Consider the following 18,526-nt stretch of genomic DNA (forward strand, 5'->3'; position numbering starts at 1 on the left):
CTTGCTCGATTTAACCGAGCAAACCAGCCACAAAAAGGATAGTCCATGAGTCAGGATAAAATCGATATCAAAGATGTGACTCCTAAAACCTTTAACCCGAAAACACATAAAGGTAATGGAGATCGATTTAACCCAAGTAACCGAATCTACGTTCGAGAAAGCAAAGGTAAATTCCAACAATTACGCCGTTACGGTGGTTGGTTCTTACTTTTACTTTTTGCACTTATTCCGTGGATCCCATTTGGTGAGCGACAAGCGATCTTGCTCGATATCGGCAGCCAACAGTTCAACTTCTTTGGCACAACCTTATACCCACAAGATCTGACCCTGCTCGCGATCCTCTTCATGATTGCAGCGTTCGGCCTGTTTTTTATCACCACCTTTTTAGGTCGTGTCTGGTGTGGTTACCTTTGTCCTCAAACCGTGTGGACCTTCATGTATATCTGGTTTGAAGAGAAACTTGAAGGCGCGGCTAACAAGCGAAGAAAACAAGATTCCGGAAAACTGACCACCAATCTAATGGTCAGAAAAACCCTCAAACACATTGCATGGTGGGCGATTGCCATTGCGACCGGCTTAACTTTTGTTGGCTACTTCATCCCAATCAAAGAGTTAGTAGTTGGCTTCTTTACCTTTAACTCATCGTTCTGGCCTGTGTTCTGGGTATTGTTCTTTGCAGGCTGTACCTACGCGAATGCAGGTTGGATGCGCTCGATTGTGTGTCTGCACATGTGTCCTTACGCTCGCTTCCAATCCGCGATGTTTGATAAAGACACCTTCATCGTCGGTTACGACACTGAGCGTGGTGAGAGCCGCGGTCCTCGTTCTCGTAAAGCCGATCCAAAAGAGCTTGGCCTAGGTGACTGCATTGACTGCAACCTGTGTGTTCAAGTGTGTCCGACGGGGATTGATATCCGTGACGGCCTGCAATATGAATGTATCAACTGTGGTGCGTGTATTGATGCTTGTGACAACACTATGGAGCGAATGGGGTATGAGAAAGGCCTGATCAACTACACAACTGAACACAGGCTTGAAGGACATTCAACCAAGGTGATGCGTCCTAAATTGCTAGGCTATGGGGCGATTTTAGTTCTTATGCTAGGTCTGTTCTTCGTGCAAATCGCGAGTGTTGATCCTGCGGGTCTGAGCGTACTGCGCGACAGAAACCAGCTGTTCAGAGTCAACAACCAAGGACTGGTTGAAAATACCTATACCCTCAAAGTGATCAACAAAACGCAACAAGAACAAGAATACAAACTCGATGTAAGCGGGCTACCGGGTTCTATCTGGTACGGTAAGCAAACTATCACTGTCGATCCGGGCGAGGTTTTGAACCTACCTATCAGTTTGGGTGCTGACCCTGAAAAACTGAGCTCACCTGTTTCGACAATTCAGTTTATACTCTCGGATAATGAAGAGTTTACGATGGAAGTAGAAAGCCGCTTTATCAAGAAACTCTGATACTAATCACTCACGATTGGTACAACACCCAATAAATGGAAAAAGGCTCAGTAATGAGCCTTTTTTATTATATGACGATGCAAGCCTTTAACTTTGATAACCTAACCCCTGACTTCATGTGGTACGCACTGGAGAGTATTGGGGTTCGTGCTGAATCCGGGCTTCTCGCTCTCAACAGTTACGAAAACCGGGTCTATCAATTCACCGATGAAGACCGAAAACGCTACGTCGTTAAGTTTTATCGCCCGCAGCGTTGGAACAAAGAGCAGATCCAAGAAGAGCACGACTTCGCACTTGAGTTGATCGAGCAGGAAATGCCCGTCGCTCCGCCAATGCGCGTCAACGGTGAAACCCTACATGAATATCAAGGCTACCTGTTTGCGTTGTTCGAAAGCGTTGGCGGTCGCCAATATGAAGTGGATAACCTAGACCAACTAGAAGGTGTAGGACGCTTCCTAGGCCGAATTCACAAAGCGAGCACAGGAAGAACCTTCCAACATCGCCCAACCATCAGCCTAGATGAGTATCTGTATCAACCACGTAAGATATTAGAAAACTCTCAGTTTATCCCGACTCACCTAGAGAACGCGTTCTTCAATGACGTCGACCTTCTGATTAAAGAGTTAGAGAGCCAATGGCCGAGTAATATTGAAAATATCCGCCTGCATGGTGATTGCCACCCAGGCAATATTCTATGGCGTGACGGGCCAATGTTCGTTGATCTTGATGACGCACGTAATGGCCCTGCGATACAAGATCTATGGATGCTGCTCAACGGTGAACGCCAAGATAAACTGATGCAACTCGATATTCTGCTAGAGAGTTATCAAGAGTTTTGCGATTTTAATACCTCGCAACTGAAACTAATCGAACCACTACGCGGTCTACGTATGGTGCATTACATGGCATGGTTAGCGAAGCGATGGCACGATCCGGCGTTTCCTTTGGCCTTTCCGTGGTTTAATGATCCGAAATATTGGGAGCAACAAGTACTTGCTTGTAAAGAGCAAATTGCTACCCTGCAAGAGCCACCACTTTCGTTAATGCCTCAGTGGTAACCGCAATCGCAACATACAACTAGATAAAAATTCAAACATAATGGAGATTGGATAAATGAAAAAGCTATTCGCATTTTTCTCATTGATCATGTTGAGCCTTTCAGCTCACGCTGCGAAATTTAACGAAGGTGAGCACTACAAAGTTCTCAATCTAGAAGCATCAAAGAAGCCAGTAGTGACAGAGTTCTTCTCTTTCTACTGCCCTCACTGTAATAGCTTTGAACCTATCATCCAGCAGCTAAAACAACAGCTACCTGCTGACGCTAAGTTACAGAAGAACCACGTTTCATTCATGGGTGGCAACATGGGCCTGCCAATGAGCAAGGCTTACGCGACCATGATTGCACTGAAGGTTGAAGACAAGATGGTGCCAGTGATGTTTAACCGCATTCACAACATGAACAAGCCACCACGTGATGAAGCAGAACTACGTCAAATCTTCCTAGACGAAGGTGTTGATGCTAAGAAGTTTGATGCGGCATACAATGGCTTCGCGGTAGATTCAATGGTTCGTCGTTTCGACAAAGCATTCAAAGACAGCGGCCTTTCAGGCGTACCGGCTGTAGTAGTAAACAACCGCTACCTAGTAGAAGCACAAGGCATCAACAGCCTAGACGAGTACTTTGAGTTGGTTAACTTCCTACTGAAGAAGTAAAAACAATCAAAAAACCATAATAAGGAAGCTTCGGCTTCCTTTTTTATGCCTGACGTTTTTTAATCATCTTCAGTAAATACATAATTTTCAGCTCGCAATACGGTTCTACTTCCCATTTATCTAATAAACCTTTATAAGGTGCGCGATAAAGTGAACCTTTAGATTATGTTGTTTTCTATAACTTTTTATTAACAGCTATTTATTGCTACCACTCACCGGGGCAAGGAGCCTCTGAATGAAAATCAAATTTACGTTATTAGCACTGAGCGTTGCCGCAGCACCTGCTTTTGCCAAGCTTGCTGATGAAGCAGGTTTCAGTGGTGAAATCTCTATCAACACCGGTTTTACTTCTTCAACCTCAAACTTTAATACCGATGCTGACAGCACTATTTCATCTAATGATCAGAAGGCTTCTTCGGAAAGCTCATTTCTGATTGCTCCTTTAGGTAGCGTTGCGTACACCTTCGGCGAGAAATTGAACCATCAGGTTTACACAGGTACAGCACGTGATGACGTTGCAACGGGTACTGTGGTACTTGAAGTGGGTTACAAATACCAACTTGAATCTGGCATGGTGATCGATGCTTCAATTCTGCCAACCATTATGTCTGGTGAGACTTGGGCAAACCCTTACGCTGAAGGTGTTGCTCGAAGTGAAACAGACGAAACCGGTAATGCATTCCGTCTAAAACTAGATAGCATTGCTGGCTCGGCGTTTTCTGTTGATATGGCTTTCGCGACCAGAGATGTAGAAAATGATCTGGTTGAGGACGCACTAAAGCGTGATGCGGATACCTTCTACCTGAAAGGTCAGTACCGCCAACCGATTAGCCGCACCATGATGCTGGTTCCGTCTTTGATCTATCAATCAACAGACGCTAAAGGCGATGCTGCATCGTTCGAACAATTCGGTGGTGAAGTCAGCTTGTTCGGCGGTATGGGTCGTCACCAGTACGCACTAACTGCGGGTTACAACCAACGCTCTTACGATGCGAGCAGCATGACTTTTCAAAAGAAGCGCAGCGACGACAACATCAATCTATTCGCCGCGTATGAATATGACCAATTCATGGAATGGGAAAACTGGTCGTTTGTTGCTCTTGCCGGTTACGGAACTAGCGAATCAAACATTACCTTCTACGATGAATCACAATACATCGCTTCAGTTGGCTTGAACTACAAGTTCTAATCACTGCTTACTCATGCAACCAACCTGAATAACGAAAGCCTGCATCATTACAGGCTTTTTTCCGCTTGCTCACTACACCGCCTGAGCCGTGAGCTGTTTCAGCAAGCGATCCATAGCTCGATAGCCCAGCGCTTCCGATAAATGCTTCTTCTCAATCTGTTCATTACCATCCAGATCCGCGATAGTGCGTGCGACCTTGATGATTCGATGATAAGCACGAATCGATAAACCCAACCGATGCAGCGCGGTTTCAAGAAACTCCGCATCTTCACGTCGAAGTGGGCAATATTTTTCAATTTCTCGACTTCCTAGTAACGCATTCGATTTATGGTTCCTAGACAACATTAACTGACGCGCTTGTTTGACCCTTTGCTTTACCACTTGAGTGGTTTCACCACGATCGCCACCTTCAGCCAACATCCCTTTGGGAAGTAGTGGGATCTCTAATGACATATCAAACCTATCAAGCAACGGCCCAGACAATCGGTTGAGATAGCGCAAAATTATCTGCGGATTGGCTCGTGCTTGATTGCCTTCGTAATAACCAGTCGGACTTGGATTCAAGGCACCGACCAACTGAAAGCGCGCAGGGAAACGAGTCTTACCTGCCACTCGTGAAATAATAATCTCGCCCGACTCTAGCGGCTCTCGCAATGAATCAAGCACCTTGCGCTCAAACTCAGGCATTTCATCCAGAAATAGTAATCCGTTATGCGCCAGAGAGATCTCGCCGGGGCGAGGAACTGAGCCACCACCGACCAGTGCCGCCATTGAACTCGAATGGTGAGGCGAACGAAATGGCCTCTGCTTCCAGTTGTATTGATTGATCTCTTGCTGTGTTAACGAAGCCACCGAAGCGGTTTCCATCGCCTCGTCATCACTCATTTCAGGTAATAAGTCACGTAGTCGAGAAGCGAGCATGGTCTTGCCCGTTCCGGGAGGACCAAGGAACAATAAGTTATGGTTGCCAGCCGCGGCTATTTCCAACGCTCGCTTGCCTTGCTGCTGACCAATAATATCTTGTAGGTCACGATGCTCAGACACATCAACTTGATGTTGCTCTGTCCGATACAAACCAAGCTGAGCCTGACCACACATGTCTGCGCAAACTTCTAACAGGGTTTGTGCAGACTTATGCGCTCCCTTACCGACTAAGGCTGCCTGATCGCCATTGTGATGTGGCACAACCAAGCAACGTTCGACGTTATCAGCAGCGAGTGTTGCGGGTAGTACTCCTTTCACTGAACGCAACTCTCCTGACAATGCCAATTCGCCGATGAATTCATGTTGAGCTATTTTAGATGTGGGTAGCTGATCGGATGCCACCAAGATCCCTAGTGCGATTGGCAGGTCAAAACGGCCGCCCTCTTTGGGTAAATCAGCAGGTGCAAGGTTGACCGTGATTCTTTTCGAGGGAAATTCAAAGCGAGAGTTGATGATGGCACTTCTTACTCTGTCTTTGGATTCCTTGACCGTCGTTTCAGGCAAACCCACCAGCGTAAAACCGGGCATTCCGTTGCTTATATGGACCTCTACGGTCACTTCTGGCGCCTCTACACCCACACTTGCTCGGCTATGAATTATCGCGAGTCCCATAACTTTCCTTTGTCTTTGATTTAAAAGTATTCGCTCTGGATATTCATTGCTCACCAAAGCGATAAGGTTGTTATATAGCTTGGTGGAATGGTGTTTTAATGTGAAAAAAGAATGACATTTTCCTTGTCAGGCAACAGATTTGTGTGATAACACTAGAGATGTAGACATTTACTGAACACAATAAACGAGAAAACTCGAATTATATGAACTTTAACGCTCGCATTTACGCACTGATTAACCTGATTATCGTGGTCATTATTGAGACTGCGCGGGGGCGAGTGGGGAAAAAGTAACCACGAATTAGAAAAAACCCCCGCACTGACAAGTCCGGGGGTTTTTTCTAATTTGAATAATCGATTTTTATATTTTTGAGCATTTTCGGCTTTGCCGATTTACAGGAAGAATGGGAGCACACGATGTGCAGAGACAAAGGAAATAGTTACCAAAACACAGGTAATACGGGAGAATTCCGATGAAAGGCGCAGAACTAGTCGTATCCGCACTCAAGCAACAAGGAATTGAGACCGTATTTGGTTACCCAGGTGGTGCCATCATGCCAATCTACGATGCACTCTATGATGGCGGGGTTGAGCATATCCTATGTCGTCATGAGCAAGGCGCTGCAATGGCCGCGATCGGTATGGCTCGTGCAACACAAGATGTCGCTGTTTGTATGGCAACCTCAGGGCCAGGTGCAACTAACCTAGTTACTGGACTAGCCGATGCCTTTATGGATTCAATCCCATTGGTTGCTATCACAGGTCAGGTTGCAAGTTCCCACATTGGAACCGACGCATTCCAAGAGATGGATGTAATTGGTATGTCTCTGTCATGTACCAAGCACAGTTACCTAGTGACCGACATTGAAGAATTGGCTCCAACCTTAGCTGAAGCCTTTGTAGTCGCGAAGTCAGGCCGCCCAGGTCCAGTTATCGTCGATATTGCTAAAGATGTTCAACTAGCAGAAGCTCCTGTTAAAACTCTCCCAGAATTCACTCCACCAGCGATTCCTGTTGCGACAACCGATGCCATTGAACAGGCACAGTACTTTTTGTCTCAAGCAACCCGCCCTGTTTTATACGTAGGCGGTGGTGTTCAACTTGCTAAAGCGACTGATGCTGTTCGTGAGTTCTTACGTCTTAACCCTATGCCTGCGGTAAGTACACTGAAAGGCTTGGGTACTATCGAACGTGACGACCCACATTACCTTGGCATGCTAGGTATGCACGGCACCAAAGCCGCTAACCTAGTGGTTCAAGAGAGTGACCTGCTGATTGTTGTTGGCGCTCGTTTCGACGACCGAGTAACTGGCAAGCTTGATACCTTTGCACCACACGCAAAGGTTATCCATATCGATATCGATGCCGCTGAGTTCAGTAAACTGCGTCTTGCTAATGCGCCAATTCGTGGTGACATCAACAAGATCATGCCTCAGCTGGAACTTAGCCAAGACATCTCATCGTGGGTTCACCACTCTGAAGGCCTTCGTAGTTCATTCAAATGGCGCTACGACCACCCTGGCGATCTAATCTTTGCTCCACTACTGTTGAAGCAACTGTCAGACATGATGCCTGCAAGCTCTATTGTTTCGACCGATGTTGGCCAACACCAAATGTGGGCAGCTCAACACATTCAGCCTCGCGACCCACAAAACTTCATCACCTCTGCCGGATTAGGCACCATGGGCTTTGGCTTACCAGCCGCTATGGGTGCATCGGTTGGACGTCCTGATGACCAATCGATTCTTATCTCTGGTGATGGCTCATTCATGATGAACGTGCAAGAACTTGGTACGCTGAAACGCCGCCAAATCCCAGTGAAGATGGTGCTTCTAAACAACTCTCGCTTGGGTATGGTTCGCCAATGGCAATCGTTGTTCTTCGATGGCCGCCATAGTGAAACTATCCTAGATGACAACCCAGACTTCGTGATGCTAGCGAAAGCCTTCGATATCCCGGGTAAAACCATCACGCGCAAAGAAGAAGTAGAGCCAGCACTGAAAGAGATGCTAGAGAGCAAAACCGCTTACCTACTTCATGTTCTTATCGATGAAGAAGAGAACGTATGGCCACTAGTACCGCCAGGTGCTTCAAACAGTGAGATGTTGGAGAACACATAACATGAAAAGATACCTATTAGACATCAAAGCCGATGATAAGCCTGTACTACTAGAGCGTGTTCTTCGTGTTATCCGCCACCGTGGCTTTATTGTTAAGCAAGTCGCGGGCACTCAAAACCACGAAAGCAAAGTGGCGAGTGTTGAGATCATTGTAGACAGTGATCGTCCGATCTCTTTCTTGGTCAATCAAATCGAAAAGCTGTGGGATGTGCGTACCGTTGACGTTATCTCTATCAGTCGTAATGAATTGCCAAACAACAACTTACAACAAAAGATAAACGCATAAGGAACCGCAAACATGACAGCTAAAACGGCAGACTATATTTGGTTTAACGGTGAAATGGTTCCTTGGGCAGAGGCGAACGTTCACGTCCTGACTCACGCAATGCACTACGGTACTTCTGTGTTTGAAGGTGTTCGTTGCTACAACACACCAAAAGGTCCGGTAATTTTCCGTCACCCTGAGCACGCTAAGCGCCTAAAAGATTCAGCAAAAATCTACCGCTTCCCGATTCCTTACACAGAGGAAGAAATTATGGAAGCGACTCGCGAAACGCTACGTCAAAATAAGCTAGAGTCAGCGTACATCCGCCCTCTAGGTTTTGTTGGTAACGTAGGTTTGGGCGTATGTCCGCCAGAAAACACAGAGATGGAACTGATCATCGCTGCTTTCCCTTGGGGCTCTTACCTAGGTGAAGAAGCACTAGAGAACGGCGTAGACGCAATGATCTCAAGCTGGAACCGTGCAGCACCAAACACCATCCCAACCGCTGCTAAAGCGGGTGGTAACTACCTATCTTCACTGCTAGTTGGTGGTGAAGCGCGTCGTCATGGTTACGATGAAGGTATCGCACTAAGTGTTGATGGCTACCTTTCTGAAGGTGCAGGTGAAAACATCTTTGTCGTGCGCAATGGCGTGCTATCGACACCACCAGCGACCAGTGCGATTCTGCCGGGCATCACTCGTGATTCGATCATGACACTAGCAAAAGACATGGGTTATGAGATCCGTGAAGAGAACATTGCTCGTGAAGCGCTATACCTTGCTGATGAAGTCTTCATGACAGGCACAGCAGCGGAAATCGTTCCGGTTCGCAGCGTAGACAAAATTACAGTAGGTGAAGGCAAACGCGGCCCTATCACTGAAAAAGTTCAAGCGGCTTACTTTGGTTTATTCAATGGCACCACTGAAGATAAATGGGGCTGGTTAGATTACGTTTATCCAGAAAACCACACTTCAGTAAACCAAACACAATCAACTAAGTAAGCAACAGCCAAGTATTTATAAGGATTTAAGCAATGCCAATCTATCGTTCAGCAACAACTACCCACGGACGCAACATGGCTGGTGCGCGCGCTTTATGGCGTGCAACTGGCGTTAAAGATGATGACTTCGGTAAGCCAATCATCGCGGTTGTAAACTCTTTCACTCAATTCGTACCAGGCCACGTTCACCTTAAAGATATGGGTCAACTGGTTGCGGGTGAAATCGAGAAAGCGGGCGGTATCGCTAAAGAATTCAACACCATCGCTGTAGATGATGGTATCGCAATGGGTCACGGCGGCATGCTGTACTCACTGCCATCACGTGAGCTTATCGCAGACTCAGTAGAGTACATGGTGAATGCGCACTGTGCGGATGCGATGGTGTGTATCTCTAACTGTGACAAAATCACTCCAGGAATGATGATGGCAGCAATGCGCCTTAACATCCCAGTGATCTTTGTATCTGGCGGCCCAATGGAGGCGGGTAAAACTAAGCTTTCCGATCAGATCATCAAACTAGACCTTGTTGATGCAATGATTCAAGGTGCCGATCCAACGATTTCAGATGAGCAAAGTGAGCAAGTAGAACGTTCTGCATGTCCAACATGTGGTTCTTGTTCAGGCATGTTCACAGCGAACTCAATGAACTGTCTAACTGAAGCACTTGGTCTGTCTCAGCCTGGTAACGGCTCTATGCTAGCAACGCACGCTGACCGTGAAGAGCTGTTCATCAATGCTGGTAAGCGCATCGTTGACCTAACCAAGCGTTACTACGAGCAAGATGACGAATCAGCACTGCCTCGTAACATCGCAAACCGCGCAGCATTTGAAAACGCGATGGCACTGGATATCGCGATGGGTGGTTCTAGTAACACCGTTCTTCACCTATTAGCTTCAGCTCAAGAAGGTGAGATTGATTTTGATATGGGTGATATCGACGAGATGTCTCGCCGCGTTCCACACCTATGTAAAGTTGCTCCTTCAACGCCGAAATACCACATGGAAGATGTTCACCGCGCTGGTGGTGTAATGGCTATCCTAGGTGAATTAGACCGTGCTGGCCTACTGAACAACCAGACTCGCACAGTGCTTGGTCTAAGCATGCAAGAGCAGCTAGCTCAATACGACATCATGCAGACAGAAGACGAAGCAGTACTTAAGTTCTTCCGTGCTGGTCCTGCTGGTATCCGTACTACCAAAGCATTCTCGCAAGACTGCCGTTGGGATCGTCTTGATGACGACCGCAAAGAAGGTTGTATCCGTACCAAAGAGAACGCATTCAGCCAAGAAGGCGGTCTAGCAGTTCTTTCGGGCAACATCGCGGTTGATGGCTGTATCGTTAAGACGGCTGGTGTTGATGAAGAGAACCTGAAATTCCAAGGCCCAGCTATCGTATTTGAAAGCCAAGATAGTGCTGTTGATGGCATCTTAGGCGGCCAAGTAAAAGCGGGCGAAGTGGTTGTGATTCGTTACGAAGGTCCTAAAGGTGGTCCGGGCATGCAAGAGATGCTTTACCCAACCACTTACCTAAAATCAATGGGTCTAGGCAAGTCTTGTGCACTACTAACAGATGGTCGTTTCTCTGGTGGTACTTCGGGTCTGTCTATCGGTCACGCTTCTCCAGAAGCAGCAAGTGGCGGTGTGATTGGTCTAGTAAACACTGGCGACATCATCACTATCGACATCCCTAGCCGTTCTATCACACTTGATGTGCCTGAAGCTGAACTTGAAGCGCGTCGTGTTAAGCAAGATGCACTAGGCTGGAAACCAGAAAACCGTCAGCGTGAAGTGTCGTTCGCACTGAAAGCTTACGCAAGCATGGCAACCAGTGCCGACAAAGGCGCCGTGCGTGATAAGTCTAAACTTGAGGGCTAATCTATGAGTGATGACACGGTCAGTCCCGTAAAACAAACTGGCGCAGATTACCTGCGCCAGATCCTGAGAGCACCAGTTTACGAAGCGGCAATCGTGACTCCTCTGCAAGAGATGCCTCGCTTAAGTGCTCGTATTGGTAATCAGGTTCAGCTAAAGCGAGAAGACCGCCAACCGGTCCACTCGTTCAAGCTACGTGGTGCCTACAACATGGTATCAAGCCTTTCAGAGCAACAGAAAGCTGCCGGTGTGATTGCTGCATCGGCGGGTAACCATGCTCAAGGTATGGCGCTGTCCGGTTCTAAACTTGGTATTCAAACCACAATTGTGATGCCAAAAACCACACCAGACATCAAGGTTGATGCGGTACGTGGCTTTGGCGGTAACGTGGTTCTGCACGGCAGCAACTTTGATGAAGCTAAAGCTGAAGCAGAACGTCTTTCAGCTGAACACGGCTACACCTTTGTGCCTCCATTCGATCACCCATTGGTGATCGCTGGACAAGGCACCATGGGTATGGAAATGCTTCAGCAGAATGGTCACATGGATTATATCTTTGTGCCTGTTGGTGGTGGTGGCTTAGCTGCCGGTGTTGCTGTACTGGTTAAACAGCTGATGCCAGAAATCAAAGTTATCGCGGTTGAGCCAGAAGACTCGTCTTGCTTGAAAGCAGCACTGGATGCTGGTGAGCCAGTGGTTCTTGATCAAGTCAGTATGTTTGCTGATGGCGTTGCGGTTAAACGTATTGGTGAAGAGACATTCCGCCTATGTCAGCAATACATCGATGGTCACATAGCCGTGTCTAGCGATGAGATCTGCTCAGCGGTGAAAGACATCTTTGAAGACACGCGAGCGATTGCTGAACCTTCGGGAGCACTTGCTCTGGCTGGCTTGAAAAAGTTTGCTGAGCAGAACCAACTGCAAGGCAAGCAACTGGCGACGGTACTGTCTGGTGCTAACACCAACTTCCACGGTCTGCGCTATGTGTCTGAACGTTGTGAGTTGGGTGAGAAACGCGAAGGTTTGCTTGCGGTCACTATCCCTGAGCGACAAGGTGCATTCCTAGAGTTCTGCAATATTATTGGCGGCCGAGCGGTGACGGAGTTTAACTACCGCCACAACGACGAAAGTCTAGCGAATATCTTCGTTGGTGTACGTCTGCAAGGTGGTCAGGAAGAGCTTGAGCACATCATCAATGACCTGCGTGAGGGCGGCTATCCAGTCGTCGATCTTTCTGATGATGAGATGGCAAAACTGCACATTCGTTATATGATTGGCGGCAAACCATCAAAACCATTGAAAGAACGCCTATACAGCTTCGAGTTTCCTGAATACCCAGGAGCCTTGATTAAGTTCCTTGATACCTTAGGGACTCACTGGAACATCAGCCTGTTCAACTATCGTAACCACGGTGCCGATTATGGTCGAGTATTGTGTGGCTTCGAGCTTGGTGATGATGACTTAGCTCAGTTCTCAACACATTTACGAGAGCTTGGTTATCAGTGTAAAGATGAAACCGATAACCCTTCTTACAAGTTCTTCTTGTCTTAAGAATTAAACTATCGAACCCAAAAGAGCGAGTTTTTACTCGCTCTTTTTATTGATGCCCATTCAAACCAAGCACCCAAAAGATCCCTTTCAAATGGATCATTAGATCGCCTTGCGATGATCCAACCAATCTTGGTGAAGCTGCTCACTTGATCCTAGGTACTTCACCATCCATTCGATCAACTTATGATTGTCATCTTTTCGCCAAACCAAACAGCAATGACTCTGCGGGCTCGGTTCTGGCAAGATTTTCTCCACCAGCAAGCCTTGTTCAATAATAGGCGCAGCGATATGCCTTGGCATGTAGCCTACTCCAACGCCGTTCTTGAGGCACTCTATCGCGCTGTACCAGTTAGGCAACAATAGGCGTCTTTGATTGCCATAGTGCCCAGTGTGGCGCTTAGGTAACACGCTAGAGGTATCATCCAAACAAATGGCCGGGAACTGACTCACGAACTCTTCATTGAGGTTTTGCTCTCGCACACACGGGTGACTTGGCGACATGACAAACGCCCAATCTAAGCGCCCCATGTCTTTCACCTCAAAGTCTCCACCGACCGGAATCGCAGAAGTAGCACCAATCACAATGTCCGCCCTGCCCTGTGCAATCGCTTCCCATGAGCCGTTGAACACCTCCATGTTGATCTGGAGCTCTGCAAACTCAAAGGTTTGGTAGAACTCTTCAATCATCGGCTTCATCTTATCGAGCTTAACCACATTATCGAGCGTCAGGCGCAAGGTTTGCTTCCAGCCACGAGCAGCCCGTCGCGTCTGGGCACTGACCTCTTCCATCTGCCTGAGCAGCGCACGCGCCTCTTCAATGAACAGTTCACCCGCGGGCGTTAGCTCTACCTTTCTCGGTAAACGTCTGAAAAGTAAAACATCCAATTCTTGCTCGACCTGCCTAACACCATAGCTGATCGCCGAGGGCACTTTGTGCAATTGCTCTGCAGCCGCAGTAAAGCTACCTAAGCGAGCAACCGTATCGAGCATTTCTAAAGAGGATTTTGAGAACATAAGCCTTCAAATTTTTTGATTGATAACCACATATTTTAGCGTTTTATTTTATCAGGTCTGAAAAATAGAATGTCAGCATAAATAAACAGGGGCTTTAGCTTCTGTCTATCAGACAATTTTTTTGATGATAAATACATCACTACTTTTAGCTTAATGGCATCTTATGAATATTTCTAAATTTCAATTGGTCTACCTTGCAGTACTTTCAATGCTTGGTTTTATTGCGACCGATATGTACCTTCCTGCATTTAAGGCGATGGAGATCGATTTCGCAACCGGTCCAGAGCAGATAGCCCTATCTCTAACGGTATTCCTTGGTGGTATGGCTATGGGTCAGCTTCTTTGGGGTTTGGCGAGTGACAAATACGGTCACCGAAATACACTAGCCGTTGGTCTTGTTATCTTTACTGCAGCTTCATTCGGCTTGGCATTCAGCACCGAAGTCTGGCACTTACTGACACTGCGCTTTATTCAAGCGATCGGTGTATGTGCACCTGCGGTAATTTGGCAAGCTATGGTGATTAAGCGTTACTCTCAAAGCAGCAGCCAACAAATTTTTGCAACCATCATGCCTTTGGTAGCGCTATCTCCAGCATTAGCACCTCAACTTGGTGTACTACTGGCAGACAACTTCGGCTGGCACAGTATCTTCATCACGTTAACGTTGATGGGTGCACTGCTGGTAGCAACAACGATGGCTCAACCGAAAGAAGCGCCAGAAGTAAAACAAACATCTATCAAAACAGATATCAAGACACTTCTTAAATCAAAGCCTTACATGGGCAATGTATTGATGTTTGCATCAGCTTCAGCAGCATTCTTCGCTTACCTAACGGGTATGCCAGAGATCATGGCTCAGCTAGGTTATGAAGCAAAAGACATCGGCTTAAGTTTTATCCCACAAACGATCGCATTCATGGCTGGTGGTTACTTCGGTAAGCAAGCAGTGAAGAAGTATGGCGATAGCGTTGTACTAAGAAATCTTATCGGTTTGTTCAGCGTAGCTGCGATGCTTATCTTCATTGCATCACAGTGGGAACTGACATCAATCTGGCCTCTACTTGCACCTTTCTGCTTGATTGCAGTCGCAAATGGCGCGCTTTACCCAATCGTCGTAAACCGTGCCCTATCAAGTGCGAAGCAAAGCCCAGCAACAGCTGCTGGTCTACAGAACAGCCTGCAAATCAGCATCAGTGGCTTATCAAGTGCATTGGTAGCTGCAATGGCGAGCCAAGCACTAAGCGCAACAGGCATCGCGGTTGTGATTTGTTTGGGCGCATTGTGGGTTGGCTACATTATTTCAAACAAAGAGCTGTCTGAGCATTTCGCAACACCAGATAACTCTCGAGTAGTAGCCGACGAGAAACAAGACTAGTACCTAATTTACGGAAACAAAAAAGAGCGAGATTACTCGCTCTTTTTTTATATCTAAATTTCACTTCTACTTATTTAGAAGCGACTTCCCCATCGACCACTTCTAACGCAGGTGCTTTATGGCGGCTGTATTCATCATAGTTAACCACTCGGCTACGACCCATGTCTTTGGCCATGTAGAGTGCGTTGTCAGCCATCTTAACCAGAGATTCGGTATCAGAAGCTGGCTTAGGATAAGTTGCTACACCAATTGAAACTCCAAGCTGACCTAGCGATAGGCCTTTGTGTTCAAGGTGCATAGAGCGCACAGCATCACACAAGGTTTGTCCAAACTCAGTCGCTTGCTGCATGGTGTAATGCGGAAGCAGTACTGCTAGCTCTTCCCCACCCAATCGACATGCGATCTCATCTTCACTCACGCTCTGTTTAAGTAGCGCACTGATCTCTTTCAATACGAAATCACCCGCATCATGACCAAAGTTGTCATTGAAGCGTTTGAAATGATCCAAATCGAGCATCAATAGCGATAATGGTTGTTCGCTGGTGGCCGAATTCATCGAATGCTCTTCCAATTTCTGCTCGAAGAAGCGACGGTTGAACAGCCCTGTTAGTGGATCGCTTAACGCCTGTGAGCGAAGCTTCTCTTGTAGGCTCAAGTTAGCCAATGCCAAGCCTAGATGCTCTGAAACACTGAAAGCCAACTGTTCGGTAATAGGATCAATCTTGATATCACCGACACCGAAGTACAGGTGCATGATGCCTATAGTATTACCGTGAGCGGTCAATGGGATACAAAGGGTTTGGTTGTTTTCCATTTCATGCATGTGACCACAGGTTAAAGAGTGGAAATCATCATTCGATTGATGGGCACGCCCCTTGCGTAGAGACCAACACTCTTCCGGCGCGAAGCTCGCACTTCCCGGCCAAGTATCACCCCAATCTAACTGAGTGATCAGCTGGTTACGTGATGCGCGCATCAGAGATACACTGCCGTTCACGTTACCAAGGATTCGCGGCAAGATATCAGAAACGATCTGCTGCGCCTCGACCATGTTATTACACGCCGCAAGCATGTTCGCTAAGCGGTGCATCAGTTCAATTTCATGGGTTCTTTGGCGAATACGTTCGTCTTGTTTCTTCTGCTCTTCTTCAACTTTATGAACGATCTGGCGGTTACTCACATAAGAAGTACCGATTAGGAAGCTCAAACTCAATACGACCATCCCGATCAGAATGCCCATCAATTGGAAGTTCATCTGTTTAAGTTGGTGCATCGGCGAGGAAATAACAATAACGAAGCTATTATCGTTGATAGTTTCTTTGTGGGAGTAATAGATGCGATCGACAGAGGTAACGGTACTAAAGCGTACATCACTGCCAAGCCCACTTTTCAGGGCTTGCTGAAACTCGGGGCGATCACTGTGGTTTTCAACACCCGCTAGTGCATGGTCAGACAAATCGGTATCACCAATCACGACACCGTCGAGGTTAATGACCTGAATTCTTAACCGTGTGTTGGCTTGCGTCAGGTTGCCAATGTAATCATCAACATCCACTCCGGCCGTAAACAAACTGCTGTCTTCACGTATTTCATAAACGACATCAGACATCAAAGACACTAAATGGTTGCGTTCGTTCTCTACCACTAACTTTTCCAAGGTGATGTAGAAGCCATACAGGCCCACCAGCATTGAAAAAGATAAAATAACGATTGGCAGGGTCTGCCATTTTTTATCGACGAGTCTCACGGTATGTTCACTTCCATTTTACAGAACCACTGCCCGAATAGTAACAATCTTCCTACAAAATACAATTAGGAAATAGATTATTTTTTTGTCAGTAAATGATGACAAAAAAGCCAGCAACGTAAGTTGCTGGCTTTCACAAGAATCAAACTTTAGATGTTAGAAGGTTACTTCTTCTTTGGGCGTTGCCAATCTGCAATCTTGCGCTCTTTCGCACGACTGATAACCAGTTCATTCTCAGAAACATCGCGTGTTACCGTAGAGCCTGCACCAACAGTTGCACCGTTGCCAATGGTAACAGGAGCGATTAATTGGCTATCTGAACCAACAAATACGTCGTCGCCAATGATGGTCTTAAATTTGTTTGCACCATCGTAGTTACAAGTAATCGCACCAGCACCTACGTTTACGCGCTGACCAATTTCAGCATCACCCAAATATGTTAGGTGGTTAGCTTTAGAACCCTCACCAAGGCGAGTATTCTTCACTTCTACAAAGTTACCCACATGCGAATTATTACGCATATCTGCACCCGGGCGTAGACGAGTGAAAGGACCAACAGTACAGTCTTCACCCACTGTAGCACCTTCAATGACGCTGTATGGACGAACAATCGTGTTGTCATCAATCTCACAGTCTTTCAATACACAGCCTGTGCCGATAACCACGTTATCACCAATGCTTACGCTGCCTTCGATGATAACGTTGGTATCAATCTCAACATCCATACCACATTGAAGCTCACCACGTAGGTCAAAGCGGCTTGGGTCGCGTAGCATAACGCCCTGCTTCAATAGCTTGTCTGCTTGCTCTGCTTGGTAGGCACGCTCTAAACGAGCCAGTTGAGAGCGGTCGTTAACGCCTTCAACTTCAATCGGGCTTACTGGGTGTACCGCTTCTACTGCACGACCTTCGTCATGAGCGGCCGCAATAACGTCAGTCAGGTAGTATTCACCTTGTGCGTTGTCATTGCTTAGGCCAGATAACCAACGCTTAAGATCGCCACCTGTCGCTACCATAACGCCAGTGTTGATCTCTCTGATAAGCTTCTGCTCATCGGTTGCATCTTTTTGCTCAACGATAGCCACTACAGGGCCATTGCGACGAATGATACGACCGTAACCCATTGGGTTATCTAACACGACCGTTAGCAGCGCAATGCCACCGTTTGGTTGAGCGTCTAATAGGTTTTCAATGGTTTCTGGCGAGATAAGAGGCACATCACCGTACAGTACCAGTACCTTTTCATCATCAGCGAAGTGCGCAGATGCCTGATCAACCGCGTGGCCAGTACCTAGCTGCTCAGCTTGCAGAGCCCAATTTACAGATTCTTCAGCTAAGGTTGCCTTCATCTGATCACCACCATGACCGTAAACCAAGTGGATGTTTTGAGCGCCAAGACCATTACATGTATCGATAACATGTTTCACCATAGGTTTGCCCGCTAGCGTGTGCAGAACCTTTGGTGTGTTTGAATACATGCGAGTGCCTTTGCCCGCCGCGAGAATTACCGCGCTAAACTTCATTGTAAACCTATCCAACGTTATTTTTGTTAAGTAGATATTGTAACCGTTTTTAGTAAAAAAATTAAATCTCAATGACCACTTAGCTAGTATTGATATG

The 18,526-nt window shown here is 46.9% G+C and carries 14 protein-coding genes; 10 read left to right on the forward strand and 4 right to left on the reverse strand.

Translation table 11 applies throughout. The features are described 5' to 3' along the window. The first annotated feature begins 45 nt into the window (after nt 1-45). From ccoG to OCV12_RS16055, 4 genes are all read left to right on the forward strand, one after another. Nucleotides 46-1,464 carry a cytochrome c oxidase accessory protein CcoG gene (gene ccoG / locus OCV12_RS16040; protein WP_261885046.1) on the forward strand — a complete coding sequence of 473 codons (1,419 nt, stop codon included), beginning with the start codon at nt 46-48 and terminating at the stop codon, nt 1,462-1,464. A 71-nt stretch (nt 1,465-1,535) separates the two neighbouring features. Beyond that, the gene (locus OCV12_RS16045) at nt 1,536-2,522 is read left to right on the forward strand and encodes a serine/threonine protein kinase (protein ID WP_261885967.1); all 987 of its coding nucleotides are present in this window, start codon (nt 1,536-1,538) and stop codon (nt 2,520-2,522) included. A 55-nt stretch (nt 2,523-2,577) separates the two neighbouring features. After that, on the forward strand, nt 2,578-3,177 hold the full coding sequence (locus OCV12_RS16050; RefSeq protein WP_261885047.1) for a thiol:disulfide interchange protein DsbA/DsbL: 600 nt from the start codon (nt 2,578-2,580) through the stop codon (nt 3,175-3,177). Nucleotides 3,178-3,412: 235 nt separating this feature from the next. Beyond that, nucleotides 3,413-4,366: a DUF2860 domain-containing protein gene (locus OCV12_RS16055; protein ID WP_261885048.1), complete on the forward strand. Its 954-nt coding sequence runs from the start codon at nt 3,413-3,415 to the stop codon at nt 4,364-4,366. 72 nt (nt 4,367-4,438) lie between these two features. Here the strand turns inward: OCV12_RS16055 and OCV12_RS16060 are convergent, their stop codons facing one another. Continuing rightward, entirely contained in the window at nt 4,439-5,962 is a 1,524-nt protein-coding gene (locus OCV12_RS16060; RefSeq protein ID WP_176680643.1) for a YifB family Mg chelatase-like AAA ATPase, read from the reverse strand. Between the two features lie 472 nt (nt 5,963-6,434). Here OCV12_RS16060 and ilvG point away from each other — a divergent pair, with 472 nt between their 5' ends. The 5 genes from ilvG to ilvA are packed head-to-tail and all read left to right on the forward strand — an operon-like array spanning nt 6,435 to nt 12,770. Then, a complete protein-coding gene (ilvG, locus tag OCV12_RS16065; RefSeq protein WP_146492788.1) occupies nt 6,435-8,081 on the forward strand; it encodes an acetolactate synthase 2 catalytic subunit in 1,647 nt (548 codons plus the stop codon). A gap of 1 nt (nt 8,082) precedes the next feature. Continuing rightward, nucleotides 8,083-8,367: an acetolactate synthase 2 small subunit gene (gene ilvM, locus OCV12_RS16070; protein ID WP_017055442.1), complete on the forward strand. Its 285-nt coding sequence runs from the start codon at nt 8,083-8,085 to the stop codon at nt 8,365-8,367. 12 nt (nt 8,368-8,379) lie between these two features. Further along, on the forward strand, nt 8,380-9,348 hold the full coding sequence (locus tag OCV12_RS16075; protein ID WP_261885049.1) for a branched-chain amino acid transaminase: 969 nt from the start codon (nt 8,380-8,382) through the stop codon (nt 9,346-9,348). A gap of 32 nt (nt 9,349-9,380) precedes the next feature. After that, the gene (gene ilvD / locus OCV12_RS16080; RefSeq protein WP_176680646.1) at nt 9,381-11,222 is read left to right on the forward strand and encodes a dihydroxy-acid dehydratase; all 1,842 of its coding nucleotides are present in this window, start codon (nt 9,381-9,383) and stop codon (nt 11,220-11,222) included. A 3-nt stretch (nt 11,223-11,225) separates the two neighbouring features. Then, the gene (ilvA, locus tag OCV12_RS16085; protein WP_261885050.1) at nt 11,226-12,770 is read left to right on the forward strand and encodes a threonine ammonia-lyase, biosynthetic; all 1,545 of its coding nucleotides are present in this window, start codon (nt 11,226-11,228) and stop codon (nt 12,768-12,770) included. Between the two features lie 99 nt (nt 12,771-12,869). Here the strand turns inward: ilvA and punR are convergent, their stop codons facing one another. Next, nucleotides 12,870-13,784: a DNA-binding transcriptional activator PunR gene (punR, locus tag OCV12_RS16090; RefSeq protein WP_261885051.1), complete on the reverse strand. Its 915-nt coding sequence runs from the start codon at nt 13,782-13,784 to the stop codon at nt 12,870-12,872. Between the two features lie 163 nt (nt 13,785-13,947). On the opposite strand from punR, the gene punC reads away from it, so the two are divergent. After that, the gene (gene punC / locus OCV12_RS16095; RefSeq protein ID WP_261885052.1) at nt 13,948-15,159 is read left to right on the forward strand and encodes a purine nucleoside transporter PunC; all 1,212 of its coding nucleotides are present in this window, start codon (nt 13,948-13,950) and stop codon (nt 15,157-15,159) included. Nucleotides 15,160-15,229: 70 nt separating this feature from the next. On the opposite strand, the gene OCV12_RS16100 is transcribed toward punC, so the two are convergent. Continuing rightward, entirely contained in the window at nt 15,230-16,849 is a 1,620-nt protein-coding gene (locus tag OCV12_RS16100) for a diguanylate cyclase (RefSeq protein WP_261885968.1), read from the reverse strand. Nucleotides 16,850-17,070: 221 nt separating this feature from the next. After that, nucleotides 17,071-18,429 (reverse strand): bifunctional UDP-N-acetylglucosamine diphosphorylase/glucosamine-1-phosphate N-acetyltransferase GlmU, encoded by a 1,359-nt coding sequence (glmU, locus tag OCV12_RS16105; protein WP_261885053.1) that lies wholly within the window; start codon nt 18,427-18,429, stop codon nt 17,071-17,073. Between the last annotated feature and the right edge of the window lie 97 nt (nt 18,430-18,526).

The organism is Vibrio pomeroyi (assembly GCF_024347595.1).
Classification (GTDB): Bacteria; Pseudomonadota; Gammaproteobacteria; order Enterobacterales; family Vibrionaceae; genus Vibrio; species Vibrio pomeroyi.

Coding starts and splice junctions, on each gene's coding strand:
- OCV12_RS16060 (WP_176680643.1), bottom strand. CDS start 5,962: ATGGGACTCGCGATAATTCATAGCCGAGCAAGTGTGGGTGTAGAGGCG.
- punC (WP_261885052.1), top strand. CDS start 13,948: ATGAATATTTCTAAATTTCAATTGGTCTACCTTGCAGTACTTTCAATG.
- OCV12_RS16055 (WP_261885048.1), top strand. CDS start 3,413: ATGAAAATCAAATTTACGTTATTAGCACTGAGCGTTGCCGCAGCACCT.
- ilvD (WP_176680646.1), top strand. CDS start 9,381: ATGCCAATCTATCGTTCAGCAACAACTACCCACGGACGCAACATGGCT.
- glmU (WP_261885053.1), bottom strand. CDS start 18,429: ATGAAGTTTAGCGCGGTAATTCTCGCGGCGGGCAAAGGCACTCGCATG.
- OCV12_RS16100 (WP_261885968.1), bottom strand. CDS start 16,849: ATGCTGGTGGGCCTGTATGGCTTCTACATCACCTTGGAAAAGTTAGTG.
- ilvA (WP_261885050.1), top strand. CDS start 11,226: ATGAGTGATGACACGGTCAGTCCCGTAAAACAAACTGGCGCAGATTAC.
- ilvG (WP_146492788.1), top strand. CDS start 6,435: ATGAAAGGCGCAGAACTAGTCGTATCCGCACTCAAGCAACAAGGAATT.
- OCV12_RS16050 (WP_261885047.1), top strand. CDS start 2,578: ATGAAAAAGCTATTCGCATTTTTCTCATTGATCATGTTGAGCCTTTCA.
- OCV12_RS16045 (WP_261885967.1), top strand. CDS start 1,536: ATGACGATGCAAGCCTTTAACTTTGATAACCTAACCCCTGACTTCATG.
- punR (WP_261885051.1), bottom strand. CDS start 13,784: ATGTTCTCAAAATCCTCTTTAGAAATGCTCGATACGGTTGCTCGCTTA.
- OCV12_RS16075 (WP_261885049.1), top strand. CDS start 8,380: ATGACAGCTAAAACGGCAGACTATATTTGGTTTAACGGTGAAATGGTT.
- ccoG (WP_261885046.1), top strand. CDS start 46: ATGAGTCAGGATAAAATCGATATCAAAGATGTGACTCCTAAAACCTTT.
- ilvM (WP_017055442.1), top strand. CDS start 8,083: ATGAAAAGATACCTATTAGACATCAAAGCCGATGATAAGCCTGTACTA.